A 25,528-nucleotide genomic window follows, 5' to 3' on the forward strand; every position below is an offset into this window, starting at 1 on the left:
CCGGTATTCTTCACTCACTTCAATGCGGCCAGTTCACGCAGCGCCTCGGCATCGCGCGCCGAGACATCCGGGTATGCCGGATCGGAACCGACATCCTTGGTGATCCTCCACGAACGGGCGCATTTGACGCCTTCCGCAAGCTTCGGCTCGACCGCAACCTTGGTGCCATCGTCCAGACGGAATGCCTCTGCCGGACCTTCTCCTGCCACCACGGAAATATCCGAGGTGATGCAGATTTCCGCGAAATCGAGACCTTCCAGCGCCTTCAGAAGCTCCGGATCAGCCACGTGCACGACGGGTGCGGCTTCCAGCGAAGAGCCGATGCGCTTTTCCTTGCGCTCGATTTCCAGAGCGCCTGTCACGGCACGGCGAACGGCGCGCACCTGCTTCCACTTTTCCGAAACCGTCTCGTTTGCCCAGTTCGACGGAATTGCCGGGAACTGTTCGAGATGCACGGACGTGGCGGACGGATCACGCGACAGCCATGCCTCTTCCGTGGTGAACGGTATCATTGGCGCAAACCACAGCACGAGGCAATCGAACAGCTTGCGGATGACGAAAAGGGCCGCGCGACGACGAGCCGAAGACGGCGCATCGCAATAGAGCGCATCCTTGCGGATATCGAAGTAGAAGGCCGATAGCTCGACGTTGGCGAAATCCGACAGAGCGCGGACGATGCGCTTGAAATCGAACTCGTCATAGCCCTTGCGCACCAACTGATCGAGCTCACTGAGGCGATGCAGCATCAGCTTTTCGAGTTCCGGCAGATCCGAATAGGCGATCTCATCGCCATGGTCATGGGCCAGGGTACCGAGCATCCAGCGGATGGTGTTGCGGATCTTGCGATAGGCATCGATGTTCGTCTGGATGATCGTCTTGCCGAGGCGCTGGTCTTCGGCATAGTCGGTCGACATGACCCAGAGGCGCAGGATATCAGCGCCGGATTCCTTCATCACATCCTGCGGCGTTACCGTGTTGCCGAGCGATTTCGACATCTTGCGGCCATCTTCCGCCATGGTGAAACCATGGGTGATGACGGCGTTGTACGGCGCGCGGCCACGCGTTGCGCAGCTTTCCAGAAGCGAGGAATGGAACCAGCCGCGATGCTGGTCGGAGCCTTCCAGATAGACATCCGCCGGCCACTTCAGATCCGGACGATCTTCCAAGGTGAAGGTATGGGTGGAACCGGAATCGAACCAGACATCAAGGATGTCGGTGACCATCTTCCACTTGTCGCCGTCATGCTCGTTGCCGAGGAAGCGTTCCTTGGCACCGGCAGCGAACCAGGCGTCTGCCCCTTCCTTCTCGAAGGCTTCGAGAATACGGGCATTGACCTTCTCATCCTTCAGGACATTGCCCTCAGCATCGGCGAAGACGCAGATCGGCACGCCCCACGCTCTTTGACGGGAAAGCACCCAATCCGGGCGCTGCTCGATCATGGCGCGCAGGCGGTTCTGACCACCGGCAGGCACGAAACGGGTCTGGTCGATGGCCGAGAGGGCGCGCGTGCGCAGTGTCGTGCCATCGGACAAATCCTTGTCCATATAGACAAACCATTGCGGCGTGTTGCGGAAGATGACCGGCTTCTTGGAGCGCCAGCTATGCGGATATTCATGCTTGATACGGCCACGGGCAAACAGGTTGTTGGCGGCGATCAGCGCTTCCATCACACGCTTGTTGGCATCACCCTTCTTGCCGTTATCGTCGATAACACGCGCAGCACCGCCTTCAGCCGAAGGGCCAAAGCCGGGCGCTTCTTCCGTGTAGAAACCTGCATCATCAACGGGGAACGGGATCTTGGTGTCGATGCCGCGCTCGGCAAGCGCCTTGCCGTGCCCCATCCAGGCATCAAAGTCTTCGCGACCATGGCTTGGCGCCGTGTGCACGAAGCCCGTACCGGCATCATCGGTAACGTGATCGCCATCGAGCAGCGGCACCTTGAAGGTGTAGCCAAGGTGTGCGAGCGGATGGGCGCAGGTGATGGAGCCAAGTTCCTGCGCCGAGACCTGACGAACGCGCTTGAACTCCAGCTTCGCCTTGGCAAAAGCATCCGCTGCAAGCTTGTCGGCGAAGATGAGCTTTTCACCTGGACGAGGACCGAAGTCGTTCGCAGCCGCAGTGACTTCGTAAAGGCCGTATTCGATGCGTGACGAATAGGAGATCGCGCGGTTGCCCGGGATCGTCCAGGGCGTTGTGGTCCAGATGACGACGAACGAACCGTCGAGATCGCCTGATGCACCAACGGCAGGAAACTTCACCCAGATCGTGTCGCTTTCGACCTCGGCATATTCCACTTCCGCTTCGGCCAGCGCCGTGCGCTCGACAACCGACCACATGATGGGCTTGGAGCCGCGATAGAGCTGGCCGCTCATGGCGATCTTCAGGAGTTCGCCAGCGATGCGGGCTTCCGCGTGGAAGGCCATGGTCGTGTAGGGATTATCGAAATCACCTTCGATGCCGAGACGGCGGAACTCTTCCGACTGGATGTTGATCCAGCCTTGCGCGAACTCGCGGCACTCCTGGCGAAATTCGTTGACCGGGACTTCGTTTTTGTCCTTGCCCTTTTCGCGATATTTTTCCTCGATCTTCCATTCGATCGGCAGGCCGTGGCAATCCCAGCCGGGAACATAATTGGCATCGAAGCCGCGCATCTGGAACGAGCGGGTGATGACGTCCTTCAGCACCTTGTTCAGCGCATGGCCAATATGGATGTTGCCGTTGGCGTAAGGAGGGCCATCATGGAGAACGAACTTCTCGCGGCCAGCGGCGGAGGCGCGAAGCTTTTTGTAAAGCCCCATGTCCTTCCACTTCTTCGCCATTTCCGGCTCCTTCTGGGGAAGGCCGGCGCGCATGGGGAAATCGGTCTCGGGCAGGAACAGGGTGGACGAATAATCTTGCTTGTCTGCGGTATCGGTCTTGATGTCGGTCATGGATCAGCCATCGGAAAAGCGACGCTCGGTCGGTCGCAGGATAAGGAAACTGGCGGCACGTCGCGCTGGAACCAGCACGGAAAACCCGGACCTTTCCGCTACCGTTCAGGCGGCTGGAAAGGCCGGGCCGATAATTCGCTTCAAGGAGGCCGCAGCAAAAACGTTCATGATGCCCGGTTCTTTAGGGGTTTTTCGCCATAAAGAAAAGGGGCTTGCGAGGGCGCCGTCCGGGATATTCTACTCACCCTTCTGTGCATCCACCACGGCGCGAAGAGCATCATTGATGCGCTCTTGCCAACCGGGGCCATCATTCTGGAAATGCTCAAGCACGTCGCTGTCGAGCTTGATGGACACCATTTCCTTCACCTTGGGCGGAGAGCGACGCTCAACTGCCGGTGCAGCCTGCTTCTTGGCGGGCTTGAACAGGGCTTCGGCGGCCTCCATCGGGTTGACCGGTCTGCGCGGTGTAGAGGCCATGGATCTGGTTTCCTTACAGGAGTTTCAATGAAGGAGCGGCAAGTCAAAACGCAATGACACGATCGACGGGACCAAGCGGCTGGACACCAGCCAGCAGCGCGCGAGCCTCTTCCTCATCCCGCTTCATCTGCTCTACCAAGGGGTCGAGCCCATCGAATTTTAGTTCCGGGCGCAGATAGCCGAAGAAGGAAACGGCACAGATTTCGCCGTACAGACTGCCGGAAAAATCGAACACAAAGGTTTCCAGCAGCGGCGCACCGTTATCCGTCACCGTGGGGCGGCGACCATAGCTCGCGACACCATCATGAATGGTGCCGTCCGCGCGCCGGAAGCGCACGGCATAAATCCCCGGCTTCAGACCGGCTTCGGGTGCTATGCGCATGTTGGCCGTGGGATAGCCGAGCGTGCGGCCCAGTTTTTCGCCATGCACCACTTCGGCTTCCACCGTGTAGCGATAGCCGAGAAGTCCGGCAGCCTCGGCAACATCGCCCGCAATTAGCAGGTCCCGAATGCGGCTGGATGAAACCACCTCGGCATTTTCGTCGCGGAAAGCATCAACAAGCGACACATCGAAACCGTAGCGTCGGCCCGCATCCATCAGAAATGCAGGGCCACCTTCGCGACCACGGCCGAAGTGGAAATCGAAACCGGTGACCACGGAACTGGCCTGCAGCCAATCGTTCAGAACAGACTGCACGAATTCCTCGGCAGAACGCTTGGAAAATTCCGCATCGAACGGATATTCGATGACCGAGCGGAAGCCCATGGCCTCCAGAAGTCGCGCCTTCAGTGGCGCTGGAGTGAGCCGAAAAACCGGCTGGTCCGGCTTGAACAGCGTGCGTGGATGTGGCTCGAAGGTCAACACCAATGCGGGCACACCGCGCTGTTCAGCGATCTCCAGCGCGCGTTCGAGCACGCTGCGGTGGCCGCGGTGCACGCCATCGAAGTTTCCGATCGCCACGACACCACCCTTCAGCGTATCGGGCAGCGGCTCTTTCTTCTCATTTCGGTGAAACACGGTCATCGTTCAGGCACCCATTACGCCAGCCGCGGCATCCACCATTTCGGCGTCGCCCCTTCCCGCTTCAGGTAAGCGTTGAGGATCGCCTCGTCCGTCTGGCCATTGACCGTATATTCAGCGGCGTGAATACCGCCAGAGACGTAGAGCAGGTCGAGACCATAGCTCAAGGCGCCCTTCACGTCGGTCGGCATGCCGTCGCCCACGGCAATGACCTTGGCGAGGTCGATCTCGCCCCTCACCTCGCGCGCTGCCGCAAGCGCGGCCTCGTAGATCGGCGAATGCGGCTTGCCGGCGATGCGGGTGGAACCGCCCAGCTGTTCGAAATAGGCGGCAACGGCACCGGCACACGGAATGATGCGGTGGCCACGCTCGACGACCAGATCCGGATTGGCGCAGATGAGAGGCGCGCCCTTCCCGACGAAGCGCACCAGCATGTCGTGGTAGTCTTCCGGCACTTCCTTCTCGTCGTCAAAGAAGCCGGTGCAGACGATTGCCTCCGCATCCGCCTCGCCGGTCACGTTCACATCGAGCCCCTCGAACAGCGGCATGTCGCGCTCCGGGCCGAGCAGAAACACGTTTTTCGGGCCTTCGGCGATCAGCTTTCGCGTTACATCGCCGGAGGTGACGATCCGGTCATAGGCGCTATCGGGAACCCCCAGCACGCGCAGCTGGTCGATGACACCCGGTGCCGGACGCGGCGAATTGGTAATCAGAACAACGGTGAGACCGGCCTTGCGCGCTTCTTCCAGCGCAGTGCAGGCAGCTGGAAAAGCATCCACTCCGTTATGCAGAACGCCCCAGACATCGGAGAGGATCAGCTCGTAGCCGGTTGTGATTTCACCGAGGGTCTTGATGCGGTCTGCCATGGTCATCCGGTCTTTTCATGAAAACTACTGGTGCTGACATGGCAAAGCCGGACCGGCTTGGCAAGGAGTTTCAGTCAAGCCGAATGATGCCAGTGTGTTCATGATGCGCGTGCGCCGGATTGGTTCAGCCTGTGAATAGCTGCCAGAGGACGCCCGCCAGCGCGCAGAAGGCCAGCACTTTCACCATTCCAGCCTGCATGCGGATCAAAAGAAATGCGGAGACCAGAAACAGTGCGAGGGCTGCCAGATCGAGGGACGATAGAACCGGCACAAGAAGGCCCGACGCATCCTTTCCCGGAATTGGTGGCAGCAGAGGGACGCGATGCATTTCCCTGAAAAGCACATGCAAACCGAACCAGAGGGCCAGATTGCAGATGACGCCGACAACCGCTGCCGTGATGGCCGACAGCGCCGCGGACATGCGGGCATTGCCACGCAGACGCTCGATGTAGGGGGCACCTGCAAAAATCCAGATGAAGCTCGGGACGAACGTTGCCCAGGCGGCCAGAAGCGCGCCGAGAATGCCGCCAATCACCGGATCGATGCCGTTCACCGTTCTGAAGCCGACGAGATAGCCGATATGGGACAGGACGAGAACCAGCGGGCCCGGCGTTGTTTCTGCCAGCGCCAGACCATCGACCATCTCACCCGGCCTCAGCCATCCGTAATCCTGAACGACAACCTGCGCCACATAGGCAAGCACCGCATAGGCGCCCCCGAATGTGACCAGGGCCATCCGCGAGAAAAAGGCAAACAGGGTCGCCAAGGTTTCGAAACCATCGACGAGCCAGAGGATCAGCAGCGGCAATTGCCAAATGACGACCCAGAACAGCAGCGATAAAAGCTGGGAGGCCAGAGCAGGCCGCCCTTCCCCTGCATCGATCGACGGAGTGACGGGAGCGGTGAATCGGCTTCGCCAGTAACCGAGAAGGCCCGCGCCAAGAACCAAAAGCGGAAACGGCAAATCCAGAACAAACAGAGCGAGGAAGGCGCCGACCGCAAGCGCGATATGAAAGCCTGATTTCAACGTTCGCACGGAAAGGCGAACCAGCGCCTGGACCACGATGGCAAGCACGGCAGCCTTGAGGCCAAAAAAGAGGCCCGTCAGCCAGTCGGTCTGTTGATACAGCGCATAGGCTGTGGAAAGCCCGATCATGACGCCAAGGCCGGGAAGCACGAACAGAAGTCCGGCCAGGATGCCGCCACGCACACCCTTGACGAGCCAGCCGATATAGGTGGCAAGCTGCTGGGCTTCCGGTCCAGGAAGCAGCATGCAATAGCTCAAGGCATGCAGAAATCTTTCCTCTGAAAGCCACTGCCTTTCTTCCACCACAGCCTTGTGCAACATCGCGATCTGGCCCGCGGGGCCACCAAAACTCAACAGTCCAATACGGGCGAAGACCCGCAGAACCTCCGAGAATTCAGGGGTTTGCGCCGGAGTTTCCGTGATGGGTTTGGCGGAAGCGGGTAGACGTTCAGGATCGGCCACTTTTTTACGAGCCCTGTTCTTGACTCAGCCGGAGCTCAATCATATCTGTTTGCCGCTAGCACTCGTAGAGAGTGAGTGCTAACAACAATGATACGGGCCTCAAGCCCGTCAATGTCATTTGATCGAGGGATTAGACAATGGCAAGCACCAATTTCCGCCCGCTGCACGACCGCGTTGTCGTTCGTCGCGTCGAATCTGAAGCAAAGACGAAGGGTGGCATCATCATTCCGGACACCGCGAAGGAAAAGCCGCAGGAAGGCGAAATCGTCGCCGTCGGTTCCGGCGCTCGTGACGAGTCCGGCAAGATCGTCGCACTCGACGTGAAGGTTGGTGACCGCGTTCTGTTCGGCAAGTGGTCCGGCACGGAAGTAAAGCTCGACGGCGAAGACCTTCTGATCATGAAGGAAGCCGACATCATGGGCATCATCGGCTGATCTCAGTCGAAACGTTATCCATCACAAGATTGAACGACAGTGAGCTGTAACGCTCAGAGGAGTTTTAAAAATGGCTGCTAAAGAAGTAAAATTCGGCCGTACCGCGCGCGAAAAGATGCTGCGTGGCGTCGACATTCTCGCTGATGCCGTCAAGGTAACGCTCGGCCCGAAGGGTCGTAACGTTGTTATCGACAAGTCCTTCGGCGCTCCGCGCATCACCAAGGACGGTGTATCGGTTGCCAAGGAAATCGAACTGGAAGACAAGTTCGAGAACATGGGCGCCCAGATGGTCCGCGAAGTTGCTTCGAAGACCAACGACATCGCAGGCGACGGCACCACCACTGCAACCGTTCTTGCCCAGGCTATCGTTCGCGAAGGCCAGAAGGCTGTTGCTGCCGGCATGAACCCGATGGACCTGAAGCGCGGTATCGACCTCGCTGTTGCAGAAGTCGTCAAGGACCTGCAGGCCAAGGCAAAGAAGATCAACACCTCTGAGGAAGTTGCTCAGGTTGGTACGATCTCTGCAAACGGCGACACCCAGGTTGGCCGTGACATTGCTGAAGCCATGCAGAAGGTTGGCAACGAAGGCGTTATCACCGTCGAAGAAGCCAAGACCGCTGAAACCGAACTCGAAGTCGTCGAAGGCATGCAGTTCGACCGCGGCTACCTGTCGCCTTACTTCGTGACCAACCCGGAAAAGATGGTTGCAGATCTGGACGACGCTTTCATTCTCCTCCACGAGAAGAAGCTCTCCAACCTGCAGGCCATGCTGCCGGTTCTCGAAGCCGTTGTTCAGACGGGCAAGCCGCTCCTCATCATCGCTGAAGACGTCGAAGGCGAAGCTCTTGCAACGCTCGTCGTCAACAAGCTGCGTGGCGGCCTGAAGATCGCTGCCGTCAAGGCTCCTGGCTTCGGCGATCGCCGCAAGGCCATGCTGGAAGACATCGCGATCCTGACCGGCGGTACCGTGATCTCCGAAGATCTCGGCATCAAGCTCGAGAACGTCACGCTCGACATGCTCGGCCGTGCCAAGAAGGTTTCGATCTCCAAGGAAAACACCACGATCGTCGATGGTAACGGCCAGAAGGCTGACATCGAAGGCCGCGTTGCCCAGATCAAGGCTCAGATCGAAGAAACCACATCCGACTACGACCGCGAAAAGCTGCAGGAGCGTCTTGCAAAGCTGGCCGGTGGCGTTGCCGTGATCCGCGTTGGCGGTGCAACGGAAGTTGAAGTGAAGGAGCGCAAGGATCGCATCGACGACGCTCTGAACGCAACGCGCGCTGCTGTTCAGGAAGGCATCGTACCGGGCGGTGGTACTGCTCTGCTGCGTTCTTCCACGAAGATCTCCGTCAAGGGCGCAAACGACGACCAGGAAGCTGGTATCAACATCGTTCGCCGCGCACTGCAGGCTCTGGTTCGCCAGATCGCAGAAAACGCCGGTGACGAAGCTTCGATCGTTGTTGGCAAGATCCTCGACAAGAACGACGACAACTTCGGCTACAACGCTCAGACTTCCGAGTACGGCGACATGATTGCCATGGGTATCGTTGACCCGGTCAAGGTTGTTCGCACGGCTCTGCAGAACGCAGCTTCGGTTGCTTCCCTGCTGATCACGACGGAAGCCATGATCGCAGAACTGCCGAAGAAGGACGCACCTGCAATGCCAGCTGGCGGCATGGGCGGCATGGGTGGCATGGACTTCTAAGTCCACGCCTTCCAGCATCTGGAATACAGAAAGGGCGGCCCTCGGGTCGCCCTTTTTGCATTCAGCACTGTCAAAGCGACGAATTAGTAATAGCCGCGGCCATTGTTGCTCTTCTGGTAGATATTGCGTGACGCACGATCCTGCATACGCTCGATCTTGCGGCGCTCCTGCCGCGTCACATAGCCATCCCGTCCGGCGCGCGCCTGGGCACGATCGATCCTGCGCTGCTGCTGGATCAGGCGTTGCGCCTCCCGCGGCGTCAACTCACCCTGGCGCAAAGCGCGATGAATGCGCTGCTCCTGACGATATTCGCGTGCTTCGGAACGATAGGTCTGTGCGAACACGGGAACCGATGAGGCCATGACGAGGGCCAGTGCGCTGATGATGATTTTCTTCATGGTGTTTCCTTCCGACGCTTGTGTCTGAGGCGCAGGTTGCCCGGCGCCGCCTGAATGTGAGATGAAGTCAGTATTCAGGTTTGCGGTACAAACGCGGCCAAGGCCATCACGTTCCGATCACGGAATTGTTGTTCGCTAATCTCGAACAATTCGTCGCCGTTCGTTCATCTTTCTCGCCGCGACAATCTGGCGCATAGTCTCTCCATACAATTAACGCCTCCCAAGGCTTTTACCTGGAGCTTATCCATGTCCTCGACCAACAACGCGCTGATCCTTGTTGCGCGCATCCTTCTCTCCTTCATCTTCATCCTGTCCGGCTTCGGCAAGCTGGCCGATCCGTCTGGTACTGCTGGAATGATCACAGGTGCCGGCCTTCCTGCTGCAACCCTGCTCGCCTATCTGGCTGGCGCTTTCGAACTGGTTGCTGGCCTCTTCGTTCTGGTTGGCTTCCAGACCAAGCTCACGGGCTTTGCGCTTGCCGCCTTCTGCGTTTTCACGGGCGCTGTCTTCCACTCCGGCACGATTGCCGTTCCGGGCTGGCCTGAAGCCGCTCTGGGTTGGCTGAACACGCTGAACAGCATCATGATGATGAAGAACTTCACGCTCGCTGGCGCTTATCTGCTGCTTGCTACTGTCGGTGCAGGCGCCTACTCGCTCGACGCTCGTCGCGGCGTAAAGCCAGCGCTGGCCTGATCTTCCGCCTGACCTCCAAGGCACATAAAAACCCGCCGGATCGACAAGGATCCGGCGGGTTTTTTATACATTCAAGAATGGTTTCAGAGAACGCCGCGCACGGCCTCGATGATGCGGGCAACGGTCGGGTTGCCCTCATGCTCCGGCTTTCTTGCGCGCACCAGGCAGGCTTCGGAACGAAGAATAACGCCGTCCGAAAGAACCTTCAGATGATTGGCCTTCAGCGTCGAACCGGTCGATGTGATGTCCACGATGATATCGGCCTGTCCGGCTGCCGGTGCGCCTTCTGTCGCGCCCAGGCTTTCCACGATCCGATACAGTTGAATGCCGTGTTGCGACGAGAAGTGCTGCTGTGTCAGCCGCCAGTACTTCGTTGCAATCGCCAGACGGCGGCCATGACGGGCACGAAATTCCGCCGCCACATCACCAAGATCGGCCATGGTTTCGACATCGAGCCAGATGTCCGGTACAGCGACGATGACATCCGCATGGCCGAAGCCCAGACGTGCTGCGATCTCCACCCGCTTGTCGGCTTCTGCCAGACCTTCGCGGATGAGATCCTCACCGGTCACGCCGAAATCCACCGTGCCGTTGCCGATCTCGCGCGAGATCTCCGAGGCCGAGAGAAAAGCGATTTCCACATCGTCAAAGCCTTCGACGCGACCGCGATAGGAGCGATCATTGCCGACGGCGACGATCTTCATGCCCGCCCGCTCGAAGATGGCAGAGGCATCGTCCTTCATGCGGCCCTTGGAGGGAAGCCCGATGGTGATGGTCATCGAAGTTCTCCTCTTTTGCGCGTCGATTCCGCCCGAAAACCGGCTTCCACTTTTCGGGTCGACGCGCCCTCCAAAGATCTTTCAATCCGGTCCAGCCACATGGAAAAACCGACAGCCGGGATATGGTCTTTTGCGCCGAGCAGGGTCAGCATGCGGTCATAGCGACCGCCGCCCACCAGCACGTCATGGCCACCCCGTACGGTGATCTCGAACACGAGGCCCGTGTAGTAGTCCAGCGGACGACCGAAGGCTGCACGCCAGGTGATGTCGGCTAGTGAAGCGCCAGCTTTGCCAAGCGCTGCCACGCGGGCATCGAAACCTTCAATCGCTTTTTCCAGCGGTAGATTGGCGGACTTCGCGAAATCCGCCAACACTCCCGGGGCATAGCGAAGCGACACATTGATGGAGAGGAACTCCTTCAATGCATCGAGCTTGGTCGCGTCCAGCGAAACGCCCGCCAGGTGCCGCTTCTCCTTGAGACGGCGTACGATTTCTTCCGGCGAACGGCTGGCATTCGTCAGGTATCCGGTCCGGTCCATCTCATTGGTCAGATGCGCCACCAGCCCTGCCTCGTCCCCGGCCTCCAGCAGAAGCTCGACCTCCGGTGACAGACCCGCCACGGGTTGCGCCTTGGCCAGGCGCGCAATCATGGCTTCCAGCAGATCCGTCTGGCCGAAGGCGCGAACCAAGCGACGCTGCCAGCCGGCGGGAAGGCCAAGGGCCGCCACCACCGCTTCGAAGACGGCCTGATCCCCGATTGTGACGGCAAAAGCCTTGTCCGGCAGAACCTTTTGCAGGCAACCCAGCGCATCGGCAACGATGCGGGCATCGGCGCTCGCAGCATCCTTTTCGCCCAGATCCTCGATACCAGCCTGATAGAATTCGTTGGCACCCTCACGCCGCTGGCGAAACACCTGCCCCAGATAGGAATAGCGCTTCGGCGTGCCTGTCGCCGTTTCGATGTGGCGCAGGCAGACGGGTATGGTGAATTCCGGACGCAAGCAGAGGCTCGTCCCCCGCTCATTCTCCGTCAGGAAGATCCGCCGCCGCAGATCCTCGCCCGCCATATCGAGAAAGGGTTCGGCGGCTAAAATTACTGGTGTATCCACCCGCATGGCGTTGCGCGTGGCAAAATCATCCAGAATGATCCCGGCAAAATCCGGCATGTCGGTCAGTGGCATGTCAGCCTGCCTTCGCCCGGCGACGATCCTCGGCCTGCTGCTCAAGGATCTCCTTGACCTTCGCGACGAGCTCCGCTTCCGGCACCATGACCTGTGCCACGCGAGCCTCGCGCCATTCGGTGTTATCGGCAATCTCGCCAGACAGCCGCTTGCCTTCGATCAGATCCTTGATCTGCACCACGCCCTGTTCGCGCTCATCCCCACCCTGAATGATGGCGATTGGAGAACCACGACGGTCGGCATATTTCAGCTGATTGCCGAACTTCTTCCAGTTGCCCTGATACATTTCGGCGCGAATGCCTTCGTTACGAAGAGCCTGTGTGAACCTCTGATAACGCCCCATGGCCTCCACATCGCCATCCATGACGGTGACCAGAACCGGGGCCAGAACCTCATCCTGACCCAGCTTGCCAAGGTTCTTCAACGCCGTCATCAGGCGCGAAACACCGATGGAAAAGCCCGTGGCCGGAACCGGCTGCCCCATGAAGCGGGAGACCAGACCATCATAACGTCCGCCACCGCCGACAGAGCCGAAGACGACCTTTTCGCCCTTTTCATTGGTGACATCGAAGGTCAGTTCCGCTTCGTAGACGGGACCGGTGTAATATTCGAGGCCGCGCACAACGGAAGGATCGATCTTGATGCGGGTCGCATCATAGCCAGCGCTTGTGACCAGCGCACCGATGATATTGAGTTCCTCGACGCCCTCGGCACCCTTGGACGTGCCGGCAACAAGTTCCGCCAACTCGGCAGCACTTTCCGCATAGTTCTTGATACCGACGAAGAAGAGGACCTTCGCGATCTGCTCCTCATCCAGTCCTGCACCCTTGGTGAAATCGCCGCTCTCATCCTTGCGGCCAGCGCCGAGCAGGAGCTTCACGCCTTCCGGGCCGAACTTGTCGAGCTTGTCGATAGCCCGCAGAACGTTGAGGCGCCGCCCGGAATTCTCGTCGCCGCCAAGGCCGATGGCTTCCATTACGCCATCCAGAACCTTGCGGTTATTGACCCGGATCACATAATCGCCGCGCTTGATGCCGAGTGCTTCCAGCGTATCGGCCATCATCATGCACATTTCGGCATCGGCGTTGACGCCCGGAGCGCCCACCGTATCGGCATCGAACTGCATGAACTGGCGGAAGCGGCCCGGACCCGGCTTCTCGTTGCGGAACACATAGCCTGCGCGATAGGTGCGATAGGGCAGCTGGATCTCGTTGAAGTTTTCCGCCACGTGGCGGGCGAGCGGTGCCGTCAAATCATAACGCGCAGACATCCACTGCTCGTCATCGTCCTGCAGCGAGAACACGCCTTCGTTCGGGCGATCGCTATCGGGCAGGAACTTGCCCAGCGCATCGGTATATTCGAACAGCGGCGTCTCGATCGGGTCGAAACCGTAGCGCTCGTAGACTTCGCGGATCTTGGCGACCATCTCGTTGGTGGCATGGATGTCAGTGGCAGTGCGATCGACGAAGCCGCGCGGCAGGCGGGCTTTGAGTTTCTGGGGCTTCTTCTGCTTGTCGCTCATGGTGATCTTCCTTGCCACCGGCACCCTTGAAAATGGCCGGAATTTTGAGCGGTTTCTTAGAGGATGAAGGCTGAAGCGGCAAGCCTTGAAGCACCTTTAGGCAGGTGACAGATGCCGGGCGGGCCTGTTATTCTTCTCGTCCATCGAGGATGAAACCATGAACAAGCGCGTCACAATCGGGATACCGGAAGAAATGTATCGCCTGATCACGCAATATGGTGATCTGCACGGACTGGACGCGGACGACTATGCCACGATGGCCCTGGCGCGCCATCTGGAAGACCTGCAGGATATTGCAGCGGCTGAAGCTGCCGCCAAACGCATCAAAGGCGGGGATGATCGCGTGGTCAGTTCAAGGGAATTCTGGCGTGGCCTGGACGATTGAGTACCGGCAGGACATACAGAAATCCTTGAAGAAACTGGATCACGCGACGCGGCAGCGCATCCGCGTCTTTCTCGAAGAGCGTGTTGCCAAACTGGATGATCCAAGACAGATAGCGGATCGACTTCAAGGGTCGGAACTGGGGCAATACTGGCGCTTCCGCGTTGGCGACTTCCGCATTATCTGTGACATTCAAGAGCAGAGACTTGTGGTTCTGGTCCTCGAAATTGGACATAGGCGCGAAATTTACCGATGATCCCCGAAGCCCTGCAATATGCGGCAAGCCTTGCCGTCACACCTGCCGACTTTCGCCGCCATGTTTCGTCGTCAGTGCGGCTGTGGGCGCGGGCGAAGCGCTGCAAGCGGGATTGGGCAACGCATGAAGCAAATACCAAATCGCATATTCTGCACGCCATTTCCGATCTGAAGCAGAGGCGAACCGCCGTCGTGCTCGGGTCCGGCCTCTTGCGTGATGTGCCGATGGAGGGGCTTGTCCAAGCCTTCGATACGGTAGTGCTGGTAGATCTCGTACATCTTGCCAGCGTTCGCGCATGGGTCGCGCTTCGCGGCAAAGGCAAGGTCCGGCTGATCACGCGGGATGTATCGGGTCTGGAAGACGCCCTTAAGGGCGGACGAGTGGAGCCGTTGTCATTCCTGCGGCAGGTGCCCTATCTGGATTTCGTGGCATCCACCAATCTCCTTTCCCAGATCGGGGTCGGCGCACGGCGCAAACTGGAGAAGAGGCCAGGCCAGGCGGACCTGATCGTACCCCAATTGATCCACGCCCACTTGACGGCCCTATCCGGACTGCCCTGCAAGGCCTGTCTGGTGACGGATGTCGCCTATCAGGTGACCGACCGGCAGGGAAAGGTGCTGGAGACCGGCGATCTTCTGGCGGGAATCGAAGCTCCTCCCAGCGCCCGTCACTGGAACTGGCCGGTGGTGCCCTTCGGGGAAGACAGTGGGGACTACGAGGCGATGCACCGGGTGATTGCCGTTTGAAGAGAGTTTTGACCGATCACAAACATGACCGCGAATTCACTTGTCAAAAGCATTCGTGCCATTAAGTTCGCGGGTATGCACCGTTTCGCCAAACTCCTCATGCTGCTTGCGCTGATCCTTCAGGGGTTCATGCCGGCCATGGCTATGGCACCGCCACCGGTCACGGCACCGGATTACGCCCCGCGCCATGGCATGAGCCATGAGCAGATGATGGAGACGAAGGCGAGCGGTTCCCACGCGCATCACCAAGCTCTTCAAGATGCGCCGCCTTCGCCGCGGGATAACAGCTGGCATTGTCCGCTTCTGCCCGCCAATTGCACCATGGCGTTCTGCATCGCCTGTACCGCGCTGCCTCCGCCGCTCATCTCCGCCTCAGGCCCGATCGCGGCGCCGGATAGGCCCGCACCTGCACTGATGTCTCCCATGAGTGACGAAACCCCGCGCCCGCTGGTTCCTCCTCCCCGCACTTGAGTTCTGTGCCGTCCCAGAACTCAAGATCCATTCAGGAGAAAAACCATGAAGCTCTCAATGCTTTCTGCTGCCATCGTGGCGCTCGGCATCACTGTCACCCCTGCCCTTTCGCAGGACATGAAGATGAAAGGTCATCAGGGCCACCAGGGCATGGCCATGGATAAATCCGCCTCGACCAAAGCCTTCGAAGCGGCGAACACCAAGATGCACAAGGACATGATGGTGCCCTACACCGGCAAGACGGATGTCGATTTCGTGCGCTCCATGATCCCGCACCATCAAGGCGCCATCGACATGGCGAAGATCCAGCTTCAGTACGGCAAGGATCCCGCCATTCGCAAACTGGCCGAGGAGGTGATCACAGCCCAGGAGGCCGAGATCAAGATGATGCAGGACTGGCTGGCCAAGAACGGCGGCTGACGCACTCTTGCTGTCCGATTCCGACAATGGCGTGCCTGCGCCATTGTCTCTCGGCAGTCTGACGCTACACTCAGGTTGGAAGAGGAGGCCGCCTTGACGATACGCCCAGTCTCGATGATCGGCTTCGATGCCGACGATACGCTCTGGCAGAACGAGCAATATTACCGTTTTACGGAACAGAGTTTCCGTGATCTGCTGGCGGGGTATGCGGAAGGCGAACACGTGTCCGAGCGGCTGCTGGAGGCGGAGAAGCGCAACCTCGCCCATTATGGGTTCGGCATAAAGGGCTTCACGCTTTCGATGATCGAGACCGCCATCGAGGTGACGGAAGGCAGAGTTCCAACCGAAACTATCAGCGAAATCTTGATGATCGGGCGCGAACTGCTGAAGCATCCGGTGGAATGCCTGCCGCATGCGCGAGAGGCTCTGGAAAGTTTACGCGGGCAGTATTTCCTGGTCCTGATCACCAAGGGAGATCTGTTCGATCAGGAGCGGAAACTGGCCCAATCCGGGCTTGGCGATTTTTTCGACGCGGTGGAAATCGTGTCCGACAAGACGGCGACGACCTACAGACGGATTTTCGGCAAGCATGGTGAGGGGCCAGAGCGCGCCATGATGGTGGGCAATTCGCTGAAATCCGACATTGTGCCAGCTATTGCCGCGGGTGCCTGGGGCGTGTTCGTGCCGCATGAACTGACCTGGGTGCTGGAGCATGTGGAGAAACCGACAGAGGCGCCGCGGTTTCGCGAGATTGCCGACCTCAGTCATCTGCCCGCACTGATTGCGGACATTGGCTCAGGGTCGAATGAAATCCGTGCGTAGGGCCTCGGTTTCCTCGCGAATGCAGCAGCCTTCGATGTGATCGTTCACCAGTCCCATGGCCTGCATGAAGGCGTAGACCGTCGTCGGGCCTACGAACGTCCATCCACGCTTCTTCAGATCCTTCGACAGACGAACCGAGACCGCCGTCGTTGGATTGGCGCGCAGATGTTCGAGATCAACGACGGAGGGACGCTCCTCCGGTTTTGGCTCATAGGACCAGAAGAAGCGAGCCAGCGAACCGAACTCATCGCGCAATTCGATGGCTCTGCGAGCATTGTTGATGGTCGAGACGATCTTGCCGCGATGACGGATGATGCCCGCATCGGCCACGAGGCGCTCGATGTCCGTGTCATCGAAAAGCGCAACCTTTTCGAAATCGAAACCGGCGAAGGCTGCCCGAAAGTTCTCGCGCTTGCGCAGAATGGTCAACCAGGAGAGGCCCGACTGGAACCCTTCGAGGCAGATCTTCTCGAACAGTCGCCTGTCGTCCGTCACGGGCCGGCCCCATTCCTCATCATGATAGCGGATGTAATCCGGCAGGTTTTGATGCCAGAAGCAGCGGCAGCGGCCATCCGGGCCCTCGATAATGCCAGATTTTTCCACCGCGAATCCTCCCCGATCTACAAGCCACCTCGGTTTAACAGCTATCAACCATCTTTCAAAACTGGCGATTAACCTTGCCGAAAGCTTTCCGGCATTCACGGCATTCGCACCACCCGAAATTTACCATTCGCTTTAATCTTTGGGTCACGGTCGCAGCAAAGCCACTGCCATAGTGAATGTAGGAAGAGGGATACCATGCCCAGCAGAGCGAAATCACTGGTCCTGATGTTGTGCGCAACGATGGGACTGACGGCCACCGAAGCCACGGCGCAGGATCGTTACCGGGAACGTCCGCCGGTCGTGGTGAGCCCCGATCTGACCGCTCCATGGGTCATGCAACTCGGCGGGCAGGTTCGCGCTCCCGGCGGCTACCGCGTTCAGCCCATGCAGCGCGGCGTTCGCGATTACCGCGATCCGGCCACGCGCGATGCGGCGCAGCCTCGCTATGCCTATCCCTCGCGCCAGCCGGCTTATGTCGTACCGCGCACGCAGACGACGCAGATCCGGCCAAACCGCATGCCGGCCCAGCAGGCACCGGTCCAGCAGGCGGCGATGCAGCGCATTCCCGTCATCAAGGGCCAGATCGAACCGCAATTCCTGCCGCAGATGGTGGCCTACCAGACCGAGCACAAGCCCGGCACGATCGTGATCGATACGAACAACCGTTTCCTGTATCTCGTGATGGAAGGCGGACAGGCCAAGCGCTATGGTGTCGGCGTCGGCAAGCCCGGCTTCGAATGGGCCGGAACGCACACGGTTACCCGCAAGGCGGAATGGCCGGACTGGCATCCGCCCAAGGAAATGATCGCGCGCGAAGCCGCAAAGGGCCATTATCTTCCAGTGAAGATGGAAGGCGGACCGGAAAATCCGCTCGGTGCACGTGCCATGTATCTCGGCTCCACCCTCTACCGCATTCACGGTACCAATGCGCCGTGGACCATCGGCAGCGCCGTTTCGTCCGGCTGCATCCGCATGCGCAACGAAGATGTGACGGACCTCTATGGCCGCGTGAATGTCGGCACCAAGGTTATCGTGATGTAAAAGTCGCGGCATGGCAGGGTTTTCCCACCCTGCCATGTCGGAACACTTGCATTCCCCCGCAAATCAATAAAATTTGCCCAATTGAGAAAACTCAAATCGGGGGATGGGGAATGGCAGTTTTCAAGAGGCGCCTGGCGCTTGCACTCGCGGCCAGCGCGATGATCGGATCGGTCGACACGGCATCGGCCTTCACGCGCGGTCCGCAATCGGTTGCGACACGGTCCAGCGACGTGACCTTCGTCGCGCAGCGTCGCGAACCGGATGAGAAGTTCCAGAGGCGCGTCGTCCGGTTGGCGACGACGGAAGCGCCGGGTACGATCATCATCGATACCAACAACAAGTTCCTCTACCTCGTCGAAGGCAATGACCGCGCCATCCGCTATGGCGTCGGCGTTGGTCGCGAAGGTTTCGGCTGGTCCGGCATCGTCAAGATCGGCCGGAAAGAGGAATGGCCGGAATGGCGCCCGCCTAAGGAAATGATTGCCCGTGAGGCCCGCAAGGGTCACCATCTTCCTGTTGTACAGAAGGGCGGTGAAGACAATCCGCTCGGTGCCCGCGCCATGTATCTCTACAAGGGTGGCCGCGACACGATTTTCCGCATCCACGGAACCAATCAGCCCTGGACCATCGGGCTCAACATGTCATCCGGCTGCATTCGCATGATGAACAAGGATGTCGAGCATCTCTATTCCCGTGCCCAGATTGGCGCGAAGGTGATCGTCATCGGCCCGGGCAACAAGCAGGGTGCTGTCGCCTTTGAGGATCGTGGCATCGATATCCTGCGCACGATCTTTGGCGGTTGAATTCTGGATGCTGGCGGCGTTTTTTAGCGACCGCCAGCATTCCTGGCTAAAGCGTGTCGCGATCTTTCAGATTCGCTCCTGACGCTTTAAGTCTCTGTTTTATCGCGTGTCGTTACCGCAAAACCGCGGCACACTTTTGCGCGACACGCTTTAGCTCAATTTATCCGGCTTAGGGCCGCCATAGGCCCAATCCAGAAGCTCCACCGTATGGACGATCGGCATGGCCGTGCCGCTGGCGATCTGGGTCATGCAGCCAATATTGCCGGTGGCAATAATGTCGGCCTTCGTCGCCTCGATGTTCTTCACCTTGCGCGCCTTCAACTGGGCGGAGATCTCCGGCTGCAGGATGTTGTAGGTTCCGGCAGAACCACAACACAGATGCCCTTCCGCCGGATCGCGCACCGCGAAACCCGCATTGCGCAGGAGCGACTTCGGCTGCAACGTGATCTTCTGACCGTGCTGCATCGAACAGGCGGAGTGATAAGCCACGGTCAAGCCGCGGCTCTCCTGTTTTGGCAGATCGAGCATGGCCAGATATTCCGTAATGTCTTTAGCCAGCGCTGAAACCCGTCTGGCCTTTTCCGCATAGGCAGGATCAAGCCGGAGCATGTGGCCGTAATCCTTGATGGTCGTGCCGCAGCCGGATGCAGTGATGATGATGGCATCGAGGCCACGCTTTTCGACCTCTTCGATCCACACGTCCACATTGCGGCGGGCAAAATCCAGCGCCTGCTCTTCGCGACCCATGTGGTGGACCAGCGCGCCACAACACCCCTCCCCTTTCGGGCGGGCAATCTCCACACCAAGTCGGGTGAGAAGCCGCTCGGTTGCCTCATTGATGCGCGGATCAAGAACCGGCTGGGCGCATCCGGCCAGTATGGCAACGCGACCCCGTTTCGCCACGGCAGACGGCCCGGATTGCTGAGGAATTGGTTGCGGCAGAGTGGCAGGTGCAAGGGTCAGCATGGCAGCCAGCGGCTTCAGCGGCGAGAAGCGGCCAAGCAATGGACCGAAGGGTTTGCCTATCCGGGCAAGTTTCAGCGCCGCGCGAAAGCGCGAAGGATATGGCAGAACGAAGGCCAGAACATTGCGGATCAACCGGTCGACCAGCGGGCGGCGGTAGGTGTTTTCCACATGCACGCGAGCGTTGTCGATCAGGTGCATGTAGTCCACGCCCGAGGGACAGGTCGTGGTGCAGGCAAGACAGGACAGGCAGCGATCCAGATGCTTGACGACCTCCGCATCGGCGGCGCGACCGTTTTCCAGCATATCCTTGATGAGGTAGATCCGTCCGCGCGGACTATCCAGTTCGTTACCCAGCGTCACATAGGTGGGACAGGTCGCCGTGCAGAAGCCGCAATGCACGCAGCGGCGCAGAATGGCCTCGGATTCTGCCACATGAGGATCGGCAAGCTGCTCGGCGGTGAAATTGGTTTGCATCGCTCAGCCTCTTGCCATCTTGCCCGGGTTGAAAATGCCGGCTGGATCCATCTGGCTCTTGATCCTCGCCTGAAGCGCAAGAACCGCTGCGGGCAAGGGCTCAAACGCGTTTTCTGTTGCCCTCATGTCAACGCTTGCCCGAACAAGCGTCGCGTGACCGCCTCCGATCTGATGCATGACGTGACGCACGAGTTCTCCTTCCGGCTCGGATTCCATGCGCATCCACAAAAGGCCACCTTGCCAGTCGTAGAAGCAATCGATCCCCGCCCGCAAGCGAAGGGCCGCGACCAGCTGGAAACCGCTGGTGGGCGCGACGGAGACCTTCCACAAGGGCTTCATCGTGCCATCGGCATAGGGTTTGACATCGCGGATTTCCTGCCAGAGAACGCGGCTTTCTTCGGCATCCAACTGGCTGATGGGCGCAAGAGATTGCAGCGTCGAGATCAGTTTTTCGGCACGCACGGCCACCGATGCGGCAAGGCCTTCGAGCCTTAGAACCGTTGCGGGTCCGTCCGGCAGAGTGGCGTTCAGGAAGCGGCCCCTAACGCTTTCCGGCAGATGTGCCGCACCTGAAACCTCGACCGACAGGCTCATGGCAATCGCCATGGCGCGAGTGGCCTCTCCATCGTCAAGTCCAGAGAGAATGATGGTGCGCTGGTCCTGCGGGCGCGGAAGGACGCGGAAGGTAACCTCGGTCAGAAAGCCCAGTGTCCCGAACGAACCGGCCAGCAGTTTGACGAGATCAAGCCCGGTGACATTCTTCATCACCCGTCCACCGGCTCTCAGAACCTCGCCGCGACCATTGATATAGCGGACGCCCAGAAGGCTGTCGCGCGCCGCACCGGCAACGAAACGGCGGGGACCGGACGTATTGGTCGCAAAAATGCCGCCGATTGTCGGCTCACCTGTAGTGCCCATGACGGGGCGATGGTCCATGGGCTCGAAGGCCAGCATCTGGCCGTTTTCGGCAAGCGCCTCTTCTATCTCGGCCACCGGCGTTCCAGCGCGTGCGGTCACAACCATTTCTGCCGGATCGTAAGCGACAATGCCGGAAAGTCCGGCCGAACGGAGGACGCCCTGTGCTTCGACCTGCTGACCGAAGCCGCTGCGGGTATTGCCGCCAGAAATTGCGAGACTGCGTTTTGCTTCGGCGGCGGCGCGGATCATATCCGCCGCCTCGTCTTCACGCGTCGGGACCAGAAGAAGGCTCATGCGGCACCGGCAGTCTGTGGCCGTCCGTCAAGCGGGAAGACCTTGGAGGGATTGAGCAGCCATTGACCGTCAAAGGCTTCCCGGACGCGGATCTGCTGATCAAGTTCCGCACGCGTGTATTGATGCAGCATCAGATCCCGCTTCTCGATGCCAACGCCATGCTCTCCGGTCAGGCAGCCGCCTGCATCAACACACAGTTTCAGGATTTCGTTGCCGGCAGCTTCCGCCTTGGCCGCCTCAACGGGATCGTTTGCATTGAACAGGATCAGCGGATGCATGTTGCCATCCCCCGCATGGAAGACATTGGCGACACGCAGGCCGAACCCTTCAGCGATTTCACCCGTACGCTTCAGGACATAGGAAAGCTGGCTAAGCGGCACCGTGCCATCCATGCAGATATAATCAGCAATGCGTCCGGTTGCGCCAAAGGCAGATTTGCGGCCTTTCCAGATCAGCGCCGCCTCGGTGGCTGACTGGCTTTCCCGCACGGTTTTGACGCCGTGGCGACGGGCAATCTCAACGATGCTGGCCAACATGGCCTCCATCTCGGCTTCGGACCCCTCCACTTCAACAATCAGCAAGGCTTCGACATCCAGCGGATAGCCAGCCTTGGCAAAGGCCTCGCAGATTTCGATGGCTGGCTTGTCCATGAATTCGATTGCCACCGGGATAATCCCCGCCCCGATGACATCTGCCACACAGGCCCCGGCCTCCTCGGAACTCGTGAAGCCGAATAGCACCGGACGCGCCCCTTCCGGTTTTGCAATCAGGCGCACCGTTGCCTCGGTCACGATACCAAGCTGGCCTTCCGATCCACAAACGAGGCCCAAAAGATCGTAACCGGCACTATCCAGATGCTTGCCGCCAAGATCGATGACCGTGCCGTCCATCAGCACCATCTTGACGCCCAGGAGATTGTTGGTCGTCACGCCATATTTCAGACAGTGGGCACCGCCGGAATTCATGGCGATGTTGCCGCCTATGGTGCAGGCGAGCTGCGAGCTCGGGTCGGGAGCATAGAAATAACCTTCTGGCCCGACCATATCGGAAATGGACAGGTTGGTGACCCCCGCCTGCACGGTGGCCGTGCGATTGGCAAAGTCGACTTCGAGAATTCGCGACATCTTCGACAGGCCGATGACGATCGCGTCCTCTTGCGGAATGGCCCCGCCACACAAGGAGGTACCAGCCCCCCGCGGCACGACAGGAACGCCATAACGATGACAGTATTTCAGGACAGCTGCCACCTGGGCGGTGTTGTGAGGCAAAACGACGGCCAGCGGCAGACGACGATACGCGACGAACGCGTCCGTTTCGAAGGGAACAAGTTCGCGCGGCTCATGCACAAGGCAATCGGCCGGGAGCAGATCCGCCAGATCCGCAATGATGGTGGAACGGCGAGCCAGCACCTTTTCGCGCGGCTGAAGAAACGAAATCACATCAGACAAGACTGCCTCCCGCATCTGGTCAATATCGCATTCCTCTCACTTTCGTGTAGGCGCATCAAGCTTGAGCCGCTGCCAAAGCAGACTTATCTGAAACCCGATGCCTGCAATGGTGGTGACCGGTTAAGGCTCGTGCAACTTATCGCCCCTAAAATCTGTTTCTAGACGAAGGGCATGGGCCAGGACTATTGTTTTATTTCTGTTGAACAGCTGTGCAAGGGCTGATTCTTGCGTCATAATCGGTCGCAGGAAGGAGATGTCGGAAAGTGAGTCTGCTCGATCGCATAACGGAAAACATTCTGCTGATGATGCGGCGCCCGCCGCGTCAGCAATATGCCGCACTTTGCTATCGGATCGATTCCATCCATGGGCTCCAGATCCTGCTTCTGACCAGCCGCGAAACCCGACGCTGGGTCATCCCCAAGGGTTGGCCAATGAAAGGCAAGAAGGCGCATGCCGTTGCCGAGCGTGAAGCGTTAGAGGAAGCCGGGGTGCGCGGCACCGCCGAAAAGGAAGCCTTTGGCCACTTTGGATATCTCAAAAAGCTGAAGAACGGCTTGAAAGTTCCCGTGCGCGTTCAGGTCCACCCGCTACGGGTCGACGCAATGGCGGAAAACTTCAAGGAAAAAGGTGTTCGCGATCTGGAGTGGGTCGACTGCCAGACGGCAGCCTCGCGCGTTCAGGAACCGGAACTGCGCAACCTTATCCTTGCTTTCGGAAATCATCCCGATCACCGCGTGAGTTCGTCGCTCAAGGCTGTCGGTCGCTAAATTGTCAACCGTCTGCCAAAGACCGCTGATTATATCGGCAATACAAAGATGGCGGTTTGAGGCTGCGTGAACAATCCTGACCAAACACAGGCGAACCGCCGGAAGGCGTCGCGCAAGGCAACGCTGGACAAGGATCTGGAGAAGATCAACCTTGTCGAGGACGCCTCGCGCCATATCGGGCGCAGGCTGGCCGCTCCCGGTGCGGCGTTTCTTTTTCTCGTCGCAGCGATGCTGATGGCAGTCGGCGCCATGACGGGCCATCCGGAAAGTATTCTCATTGTCCTGGCTGCTGCGCTTGCCGCCTACATGGCCATGAATATCGGCGCAAACGATGTTGCCAACAATATTGGCGCTGCGGTTGGCGCACGTGCCATGAGCATCGGGACGGGCCTCGTGCTGGCGGCCATCTGCGAAATCGCGGGCGCGCTGATCTCCGGCAGCGATGTCGTGCGGACAATTGCGACCGGCATCGTGCGACCAGACATGGTGCAGGGACCGGTTCAACTGTCGCTGATCATGATAGCAGCCCTCATTGCCGCAGCCGCCTGGATCAATATCGCGACCTGGATCAACGCACCGGTTTCGACCACCCATTCGATCGTGGGTGGTGTCTTGGGCGCCGGGGTCGCGGCTGCGGGGGTGAATGCCGTCAACTGGTCCGTGCTCGGCGGCATCGCGGTCAGCTGGGTTGTGTCTCCGATCCTTGGCGCTCTGATCGCCGTAGCCATGCTTGCCTTCATCAAGACGTTCATCATCTACACGCCCGACAAAATTGCCGCGGCCCGGCGCTGGGTGCCGCTTTTGATTGCCCTCATGCTTGGCAGCTTCACCACCTATATCCTGATCGTCTTGCCAAACGAGATCGTCTTCCTGCCTATGTCCGTCATGCTGGGGATCGGTTTCGTGACAGGAGTCCTGGGTTGGATGATCAGTCACCCTCTGATTGCAAGAAGCGCGGAAGGACTTGAGAATCGTAACCAGTCCCTGCGCGTGCTGTTTCGCATTCCACTGATCTTTTCCGCCGCGCTGCTATCCTTTGCGCATGGCGCAAATGATGTTTCCAACGCAATCGGACCGCTGGCCGCCATCGTTTCTGCCCTGGAAGGATCACCGAATTTCGAAGTGCAGTCCGTACCTCTCTGGGAACTGACGATCGGTGGCTTGGGAATCGCCCTTGGTCTCCTGCTTTTCGGACCACGATTGGTCAATCTGGTTGGCAAGGAGATCACCAAGCTCAATCCGATGCGGGCCTACTGCGTTGCCCTTTCGGCCGCGGTGACCGTCATTCTAGCCTCCAGCATCGGCGCTCCTGTCAGTTCAACGCACATCGCTGTCGGCTCAGTCTTCGGTGTCGGGCTGTTTCGCGAATGGTACATTCGCCGGTCTGCGCAGAGACAGACCTATCTTTCCCTGACTGCCCAGGAACAGGGGATGACCGAGGTCGCCCCGGGCAAGCCTCCCCGAGATGTCAACCAGGCTGAAGAACGGCGCCGACGACTGGTGCGCCGATCGCACCTGCTGAGCATTCTGGCCGCGTGGATGATCACGGTTCCGCTGTCGGCTGCCCTTGCAGGTGGCGTCGTGATGCTTATGTTGCGGTTTTTAGGCTGAACAGGCAT

General features: G+C 59.3%; 26 protein-coding genes. 13 read left to right on the forward strand and 13 right to left on the reverse strand.

The window, feature by feature from the left end:
• Nucleotides 1-14: 14 nt before the first annotated feature.
• The 5 genes from ileS to chrA all read right to left on the reverse strand — a co-directional run bounded on the left by ileS (nucleotide 15) and on the right by chrA (nucleotide 6,783).
• A complete protein-coding gene (ileS, locus tag G6N80_RS07205; RefSeq protein WP_165132657.1) occupies nucleotides 15-2,930 on the reverse strand; it encodes an isoleucine--tRNA ligase in 2,916 nt (971 codons plus the stop codon).
• 237 nt (nucleotides 2,931-3,167) lie between these two features.
• Nucleotides 3,168-3,407, reverse strand: coding sequence for a BrnA antitoxin family protein (locus G6N80_RS07210; RefSeq protein ID WP_062553118.1), 240 nt, complete (start codon nucleotides 3,405-3,407; stop codon nucleotides 3,168-3,170).
• A 43-nt stretch (nucleotides 3,408-3,450) separates the two neighbouring features.
• On the reverse strand, nucleotides 3,451-4,431 hold the full coding sequence (locus G6N80_RS07215) for a bifunctional riboflavin kinase/FAD synthetase (protein ID WP_062553119.1): 981 nt from the start codon (nucleotides 4,429-4,431) through the stop codon (nucleotides 3,451-3,453).
• Between the two features lie 14 nt (nucleotides 4,432-4,445).
• Entirely contained in the window at nucleotides 4,446-5,294 is an 849-nt protein-coding gene (locus G6N80_RS07220) for a TIGR01459 family HAD-type hydrolase (RefSeq protein WP_062553266.1), read from the reverse strand.
• A 124-nt stretch (nucleotides 5,295-5,418) separates the two neighbouring features.
• On the reverse strand, nucleotides 5,419-6,783 hold the full coding sequence (chrA, locus tag G6N80_RS07225; RefSeq protein WP_165132660.1) for a chromate efflux transporter: 1,365 nt from the start codon (nucleotides 6,781-6,783) through the stop codon (nucleotides 5,419-5,421).
• A 137-nt stretch (nucleotides 6,784-6,920) separates the two neighbouring features.
• On the opposite strand from chrA, the gene groES reads away from it, so the two are divergent.
• Both groES and groL read left to right on the forward strand, forming a co-directional pair.
• The gene (gene groES / locus G6N80_RS07230) at nucleotides 6,921-7,217 is read left to right on the forward strand and encodes a co-chaperone GroES (RefSeq protein WP_062553120.1); all 297 of its coding nucleotides are present in this window, start codon (nucleotides 6,921-6,923) and stop codon (nucleotides 7,215-7,217) included.
• Nucleotides 7,218-7,287: 70 nt separating this feature from the next.
• Nucleotides 7,288-8,925 (forward strand): chaperonin GroEL, encoded by a 1,638-nt coding sequence (groL, locus tag G6N80_RS07235; RefSeq protein ID WP_062553121.1) that lies wholly within the window; start codon nucleotides 7,288-7,290, stop codon nucleotides 8,923-8,925.
• Between the two features lie 83 nt (nucleotides 8,926-9,008).
• On the opposite strand, the gene G6N80_RS07240 is transcribed toward groL, so the two are convergent.
• Nucleotides 9,009-9,323, reverse strand: coding sequence for a hypothetical protein (locus G6N80_RS07240; RefSeq protein WP_165132663.1), 315 nt, complete (start codon nucleotides 9,321-9,323; stop codon nucleotides 9,009-9,011).
• Nucleotides 9,324-9,569: 246 nt separating this feature from the next.
• Here G6N80_RS07240 and G6N80_RS07245 point away from each other — a divergent pair, with 246 nt between their 5' ends.
• Nucleotides 9,570-10,016 carry a DoxX family protein gene (locus G6N80_RS07245; protein ID WP_062553123.1) on the forward strand — a complete coding sequence of 149 codons (447 nt, stop codon included), beginning with the start codon at nucleotides 9,570-9,572 and terminating at the stop codon, nucleotides 10,014-10,016.
• An 83-nt stretch (nucleotides 10,017-10,099) separates the two neighbouring features.
• Here G6N80_RS07245 and hisG read toward each other — a convergent pair whose 3' ends face one another.
• From hisG to hisS, 3 genes are read right to left on the reverse strand one after another with little or no spacing between them, the layout of a single operon-like run.
• Complete coding sequence (gene hisG / locus G6N80_RS07250; protein ID WP_062553124.1) at nucleotides 10,100-10,795, reverse strand: ATP phosphoribosyltransferase; 696 nt, start codon at nucleotides 10,793-10,795, stop codon at nucleotides 10,100-10,102.
• Nucleotides 10,792-11,976: an ATP phosphoribosyltransferase regulatory subunit gene (locus G6N80_RS07255; RefSeq protein WP_062553125.1), complete on the reverse strand. Its 1,185-nt coding sequence runs from the start codon at nucleotides 11,974-11,976 to the stop codon at nucleotides 10,792-10,794. The genes hisG and G6N80_RS07255 overlap by 4 nt, the downstream gene beginning before the upstream one ends.
• 1 nt (nucleotide 11,977) lies before the next feature.
• Nucleotides 11,978-13,498, reverse strand: coding sequence for a histidine--tRNA ligase (gene hisS / locus G6N80_RS07260; protein WP_062553126.1), 1,521 nt, complete (start codon nucleotides 13,496-13,498; stop codon nucleotides 11,978-11,980).
• A 157-nt stretch (nucleotides 13,499-13,655) separates the two neighbouring features.
• On the opposite strand from hisS, the gene G6N80_RS07265 reads away from it, so the two are divergent.
• The 6 genes from G6N80_RS07265 to G6N80_RS07290 all read left to right on the forward strand — a co-directional run bounded on the left by G6N80_RS07265 (nucleotide 13,656) and on the right by G6N80_RS07290 (nucleotide 16,595).
• Complete coding sequence (locus G6N80_RS07265; RefSeq protein ID WP_165132666.1) at nucleotides 13,656-13,883, forward strand: DUF6290 family protein; 228 nt, start codon at nucleotides 13,656-13,658, stop codon at nucleotides 13,881-13,883.
• On the forward strand, nucleotides 13,867-14,136 hold the full coding sequence (locus tag G6N80_RS07270; RefSeq protein ID WP_062553128.1) for a type II toxin-antitoxin system RelE family toxin: 270 nt from the start codon (nucleotides 13,867-13,869) through the stop codon (nucleotides 14,134-14,136). The genes G6N80_RS07265 and G6N80_RS07270 overlap by 17 nt, the downstream gene beginning before the upstream one ends.
• Complete coding sequence (locus G6N80_RS07275) at nucleotides 14,133-14,882, forward strand: hypothetical protein (RefSeq protein ID WP_165132669.1); 750 nt, start codon at nucleotides 14,133-14,135, stop codon at nucleotides 14,880-14,882. Before G6N80_RS07270 ends, G6N80_RS07275 begins: the two co-directional genes overlap by 4 nt.
• 24 nt (nucleotides 14,883-14,906) lie before the next feature.
• Nucleotides 14,907-15,353 carry a hypothetical protein gene (locus tag G6N80_RS07280; protein WP_062553130.1) on the forward strand — a complete coding sequence of 149 codons (447 nt, stop codon included), beginning with the start codon at nucleotides 14,907-14,909 and terminating at the stop codon, nucleotides 15,351-15,353.
• 45 nt (nucleotides 15,354-15,398) lie between these two features.
• On the forward strand, nucleotides 15,399-15,773 hold the full coding sequence (copM, locus tag G6N80_RS07285; protein ID WP_062553131.1) for a CopM family metallochaperone: 375 nt from the start codon (nucleotides 15,399-15,401) through the stop codon (nucleotides 15,771-15,773).
• Nucleotides 15,774-15,866: 93 nt separating this feature from the next.
• Entirely contained in the window at nucleotides 15,867-16,595 is a 729-nt protein-coding gene (locus G6N80_RS07290) for an HAD family hydrolase (protein ID WP_062553132.1), read from the forward strand.
• On the opposite strand, the gene G6N80_RS07295 is transcribed toward G6N80_RS07290, so the two are convergent.
• Nucleotides 16,569-17,198: a DNA-3-methyladenine glycosylase I gene (locus G6N80_RS07295; RefSeq protein ID WP_062553133.1), complete on the reverse strand. Its 630-nt coding sequence runs from the start codon at nucleotides 17,196-17,198 to the stop codon at nucleotides 16,569-16,571. The genes G6N80_RS07290 and G6N80_RS07295 overlap by 27 nt on opposite strands.
• 195 nt (nucleotides 17,199-17,393) lie before the next feature.
• On the opposite strand from G6N80_RS07295, the gene G6N80_RS07300 reads away from it, so the two are divergent.
• Nucleotides 17,394-18,239, forward strand: a complete 846-nt coding sequence (locus G6N80_RS07300; RefSeq protein ID WP_062553134.1) for a L,D-transpeptidase — start codon at nucleotides 17,394-17,396, stop codon at nucleotides 18,237-18,239.
• A 110-nt stretch (nucleotides 18,240-18,349) separates the two neighbouring features.
• Complete coding sequence (locus tag G6N80_RS07305; RefSeq protein WP_165132672.1) at nucleotides 18,350-19,042, forward strand: L,D-transpeptidase; 693 nt, start codon at nucleotides 18,350-18,352, stop codon at nucleotides 19,040-19,042.
• Between the two features lie 150 nt (nucleotides 19,043-19,192).
• On the opposite strand, the gene glcF is transcribed toward G6N80_RS07305, so the two are convergent.
• Genes glcF through G6N80_RS07320 form a run of 3 tightly spaced genes read right to left on the reverse strand, consistent with a single transcriptional unit; the run spans nucleotide 19,193 to nucleotide 23,142 of the window.
• The gene (gene glcF / locus G6N80_RS07310; RefSeq protein ID WP_165132675.1) at nucleotides 19,193-20,482 is read right to left on the reverse strand and encodes a glycolate oxidase subunit GlcF; all 1,290 of its coding nucleotides are present in this window, start codon (nucleotides 20,480-20,482) and stop codon (nucleotides 19,193-19,195) included.
• Between the two features lie 3 nt (nucleotides 20,483-20,485).
• Complete coding sequence (gene glcE / locus G6N80_RS07315; protein ID WP_165132678.1) at nucleotides 20,486-21,694, reverse strand: glycolate oxidase subunit GlcE; 1,209 nt, start codon at nucleotides 21,692-21,694, stop codon at nucleotides 20,486-20,488.
• Nucleotides 21,691-23,142 (reverse strand): FAD-linked oxidase C-terminal domain-containing protein, encoded by a 1,452-nt coding sequence (locus G6N80_RS07320; RefSeq protein ID WP_165132681.1) that lies wholly within the window; start codon nucleotides 23,140-23,142, stop codon nucleotides 21,691-21,693. The genes glcE and G6N80_RS07320 overlap by 4 nt, the downstream gene beginning before the upstream one ends.
• Before the next feature lie 263 nt (nucleotides 23,143-23,405).
• Here G6N80_RS07320 and G6N80_RS07325 point away from each other — a divergent pair, with 263 nt between their 5' ends.
• Together G6N80_RS07325 and G6N80_RS07330 are read left to right on the forward strand one after the other, a co-directional pair.
• A complete protein-coding gene (locus tag G6N80_RS07325) occupies nucleotides 23,406-23,909 on the forward strand; it encodes an NUDIX hydrolase (protein ID WP_183898013.1) in 504 nt (167 codons plus the stop codon).
• Nucleotides 23,910-23,975: 66 nt separating this feature from the next.
• A complete protein-coding gene (locus G6N80_RS07330; protein ID WP_062553138.1) occupies nucleotides 23,976-25,520 on the forward strand; it encodes an inorganic phosphate transporter in 1,545 nt (514 codons plus the stop codon).
• Nucleotides 25,521-25,528: the final 8 nt, after the last annotated feature.

The organism is Rhizobium rhizoryzae (assembly GCF_011046895.1).
Lineage (GTDB): Bacteria > Pseudomonadota > Alphaproteobacteria > Rhizobiales > Rhizobiaceae > Neorhizobium > Neorhizobium rhizoryzae.

What these genes read in the sequence shown, in the direction of transcription:
- ileS (WP_165132657.1), bottom strand. Translation starts at nt 2,930, where the DNA reads ATGACCGACATCAAGACCGATACCGCAGACAAGCAAGATTATTCGTCC.
- G6N80_RS07210 (WP_062553118.1), bottom strand. Translation starts at nt 3,407, where the DNA reads ATGGCCTCTACACCGCGCAGACCGGTCAACCCGATGGAGGCCGCCGAA.
- G6N80_RS07215 (WP_062553119.1), bottom strand. Translation starts at nt 4,431, where the DNA reads ATGACCGTGTTTCACCGAAATGAGAAGAAAGAGCCGCTGCCCGATACG.
- G6N80_RS07220 (WP_062553266.1), bottom strand. Translation starts at nt 5,294, where the DNA reads ATGGCAGACCGCATCAAGACCCTCGGTGAAATCACAACCGGCTACGAG.
- groES (WP_062553120.1), top strand. Translation starts at nt 6,921, where the DNA reads ATGGCAAGCACCAATTTCCGCCCGCTGCACGACCGCGTTGTCGTTCGT.
- groL (WP_062553121.1), top strand. Translation starts at nt 7,288, where the DNA reads ATGGCTGCTAAAGAAGTAAAATTCGGCCGTACCGCGCGCGAAAAGATG.
- G6N80_RS07240 (WP_165132663.1), bottom strand. Translation starts at nt 9,323, where the DNA reads ATGAAGAAAATCATCATCAGCGCACTGGCCCTCGTCATGGCCTCATCG.
- G6N80_RS07245 (WP_062553123.1), top strand. Translation starts at nt 9,570, where the DNA reads ATGTCCTCGACCAACAACGCGCTGATCCTTGTTGCGCGCATCCTTCTC.
- hisG (WP_062553124.1), bottom strand. Translation starts at nt 10,795, where the DNA reads ATGACCATCACCATCGGGCTTCCCTCCAAGGGCCGCATGAAGGACGAT.
- G6N80_RS07255 (WP_062553125.1), bottom strand. Translation starts at nt 11,976, where the DNA reads ATGCCACTGACCGACATGCCGGATTTTGCCGGGATCATTCTGGATGAT.
- hisS (WP_062553126.1), bottom strand. Translation starts at nt 13,498, where the DNA reads ATGAGCGACAAGCAGAAGAAGCCCCAGAAACTCAAAGCCCGCCTGCCG.
- G6N80_RS07265 (WP_165132666.1), top strand. Translation starts at nt 13,656, where the DNA reads ATGAACAAGCGCGTCACAATCGGGATACCGGAAGAAATGTATCGCCTG.
- G6N80_RS07275 (WP_165132669.1), top strand. Translation starts at nt 14,133, where the DNA reads ATGATCCCCGAAGCCCTGCAATATGCGGCAAGCCTTGCCGTCACACCT.
- G6N80_RS07280 (WP_062553130.1), top strand. Translation starts at nt 14,907, where the DNA reads ATGACCGCGAATTCACTTGTCAAAAGCATTCGTGCCATTAAGTTCGCG.
- copM (WP_062553131.1), top strand. Translation starts at nt 15,399, where the DNA reads ATGAAGCTCTCAATGCTTTCTGCTGCCATCGTGGCGCTCGGCATCACT.
- G6N80_RS07300 (WP_062553134.1), top strand. Translation starts at nt 17,394, where the DNA reads ATGCCCAGCAGAGCGAAATCACTGGTCCTGATGTTGTGCGCAACGATG.
- G6N80_RS07305 (WP_165132672.1), top strand. Translation starts at nt 18,350, where the DNA reads ATGGCAGTTTTCAAGAGGCGCCTGGCGCTTGCACTCGCGGCCAGCGCG.
- glcF (WP_165132675.1), bottom strand. Translation starts at nt 20,482, where the DNA reads ATGCAAACCAATTTCACCGCCGAGCAGCTTGCCGATCCTCATGTGGCA.
- glcE (WP_165132678.1), bottom strand. Translation starts at nt 21,694, where the DNA reads ATGAGCCTTCTTCTGGTCCCGACGCGTGAAGACGAGGCGGCGGATATG.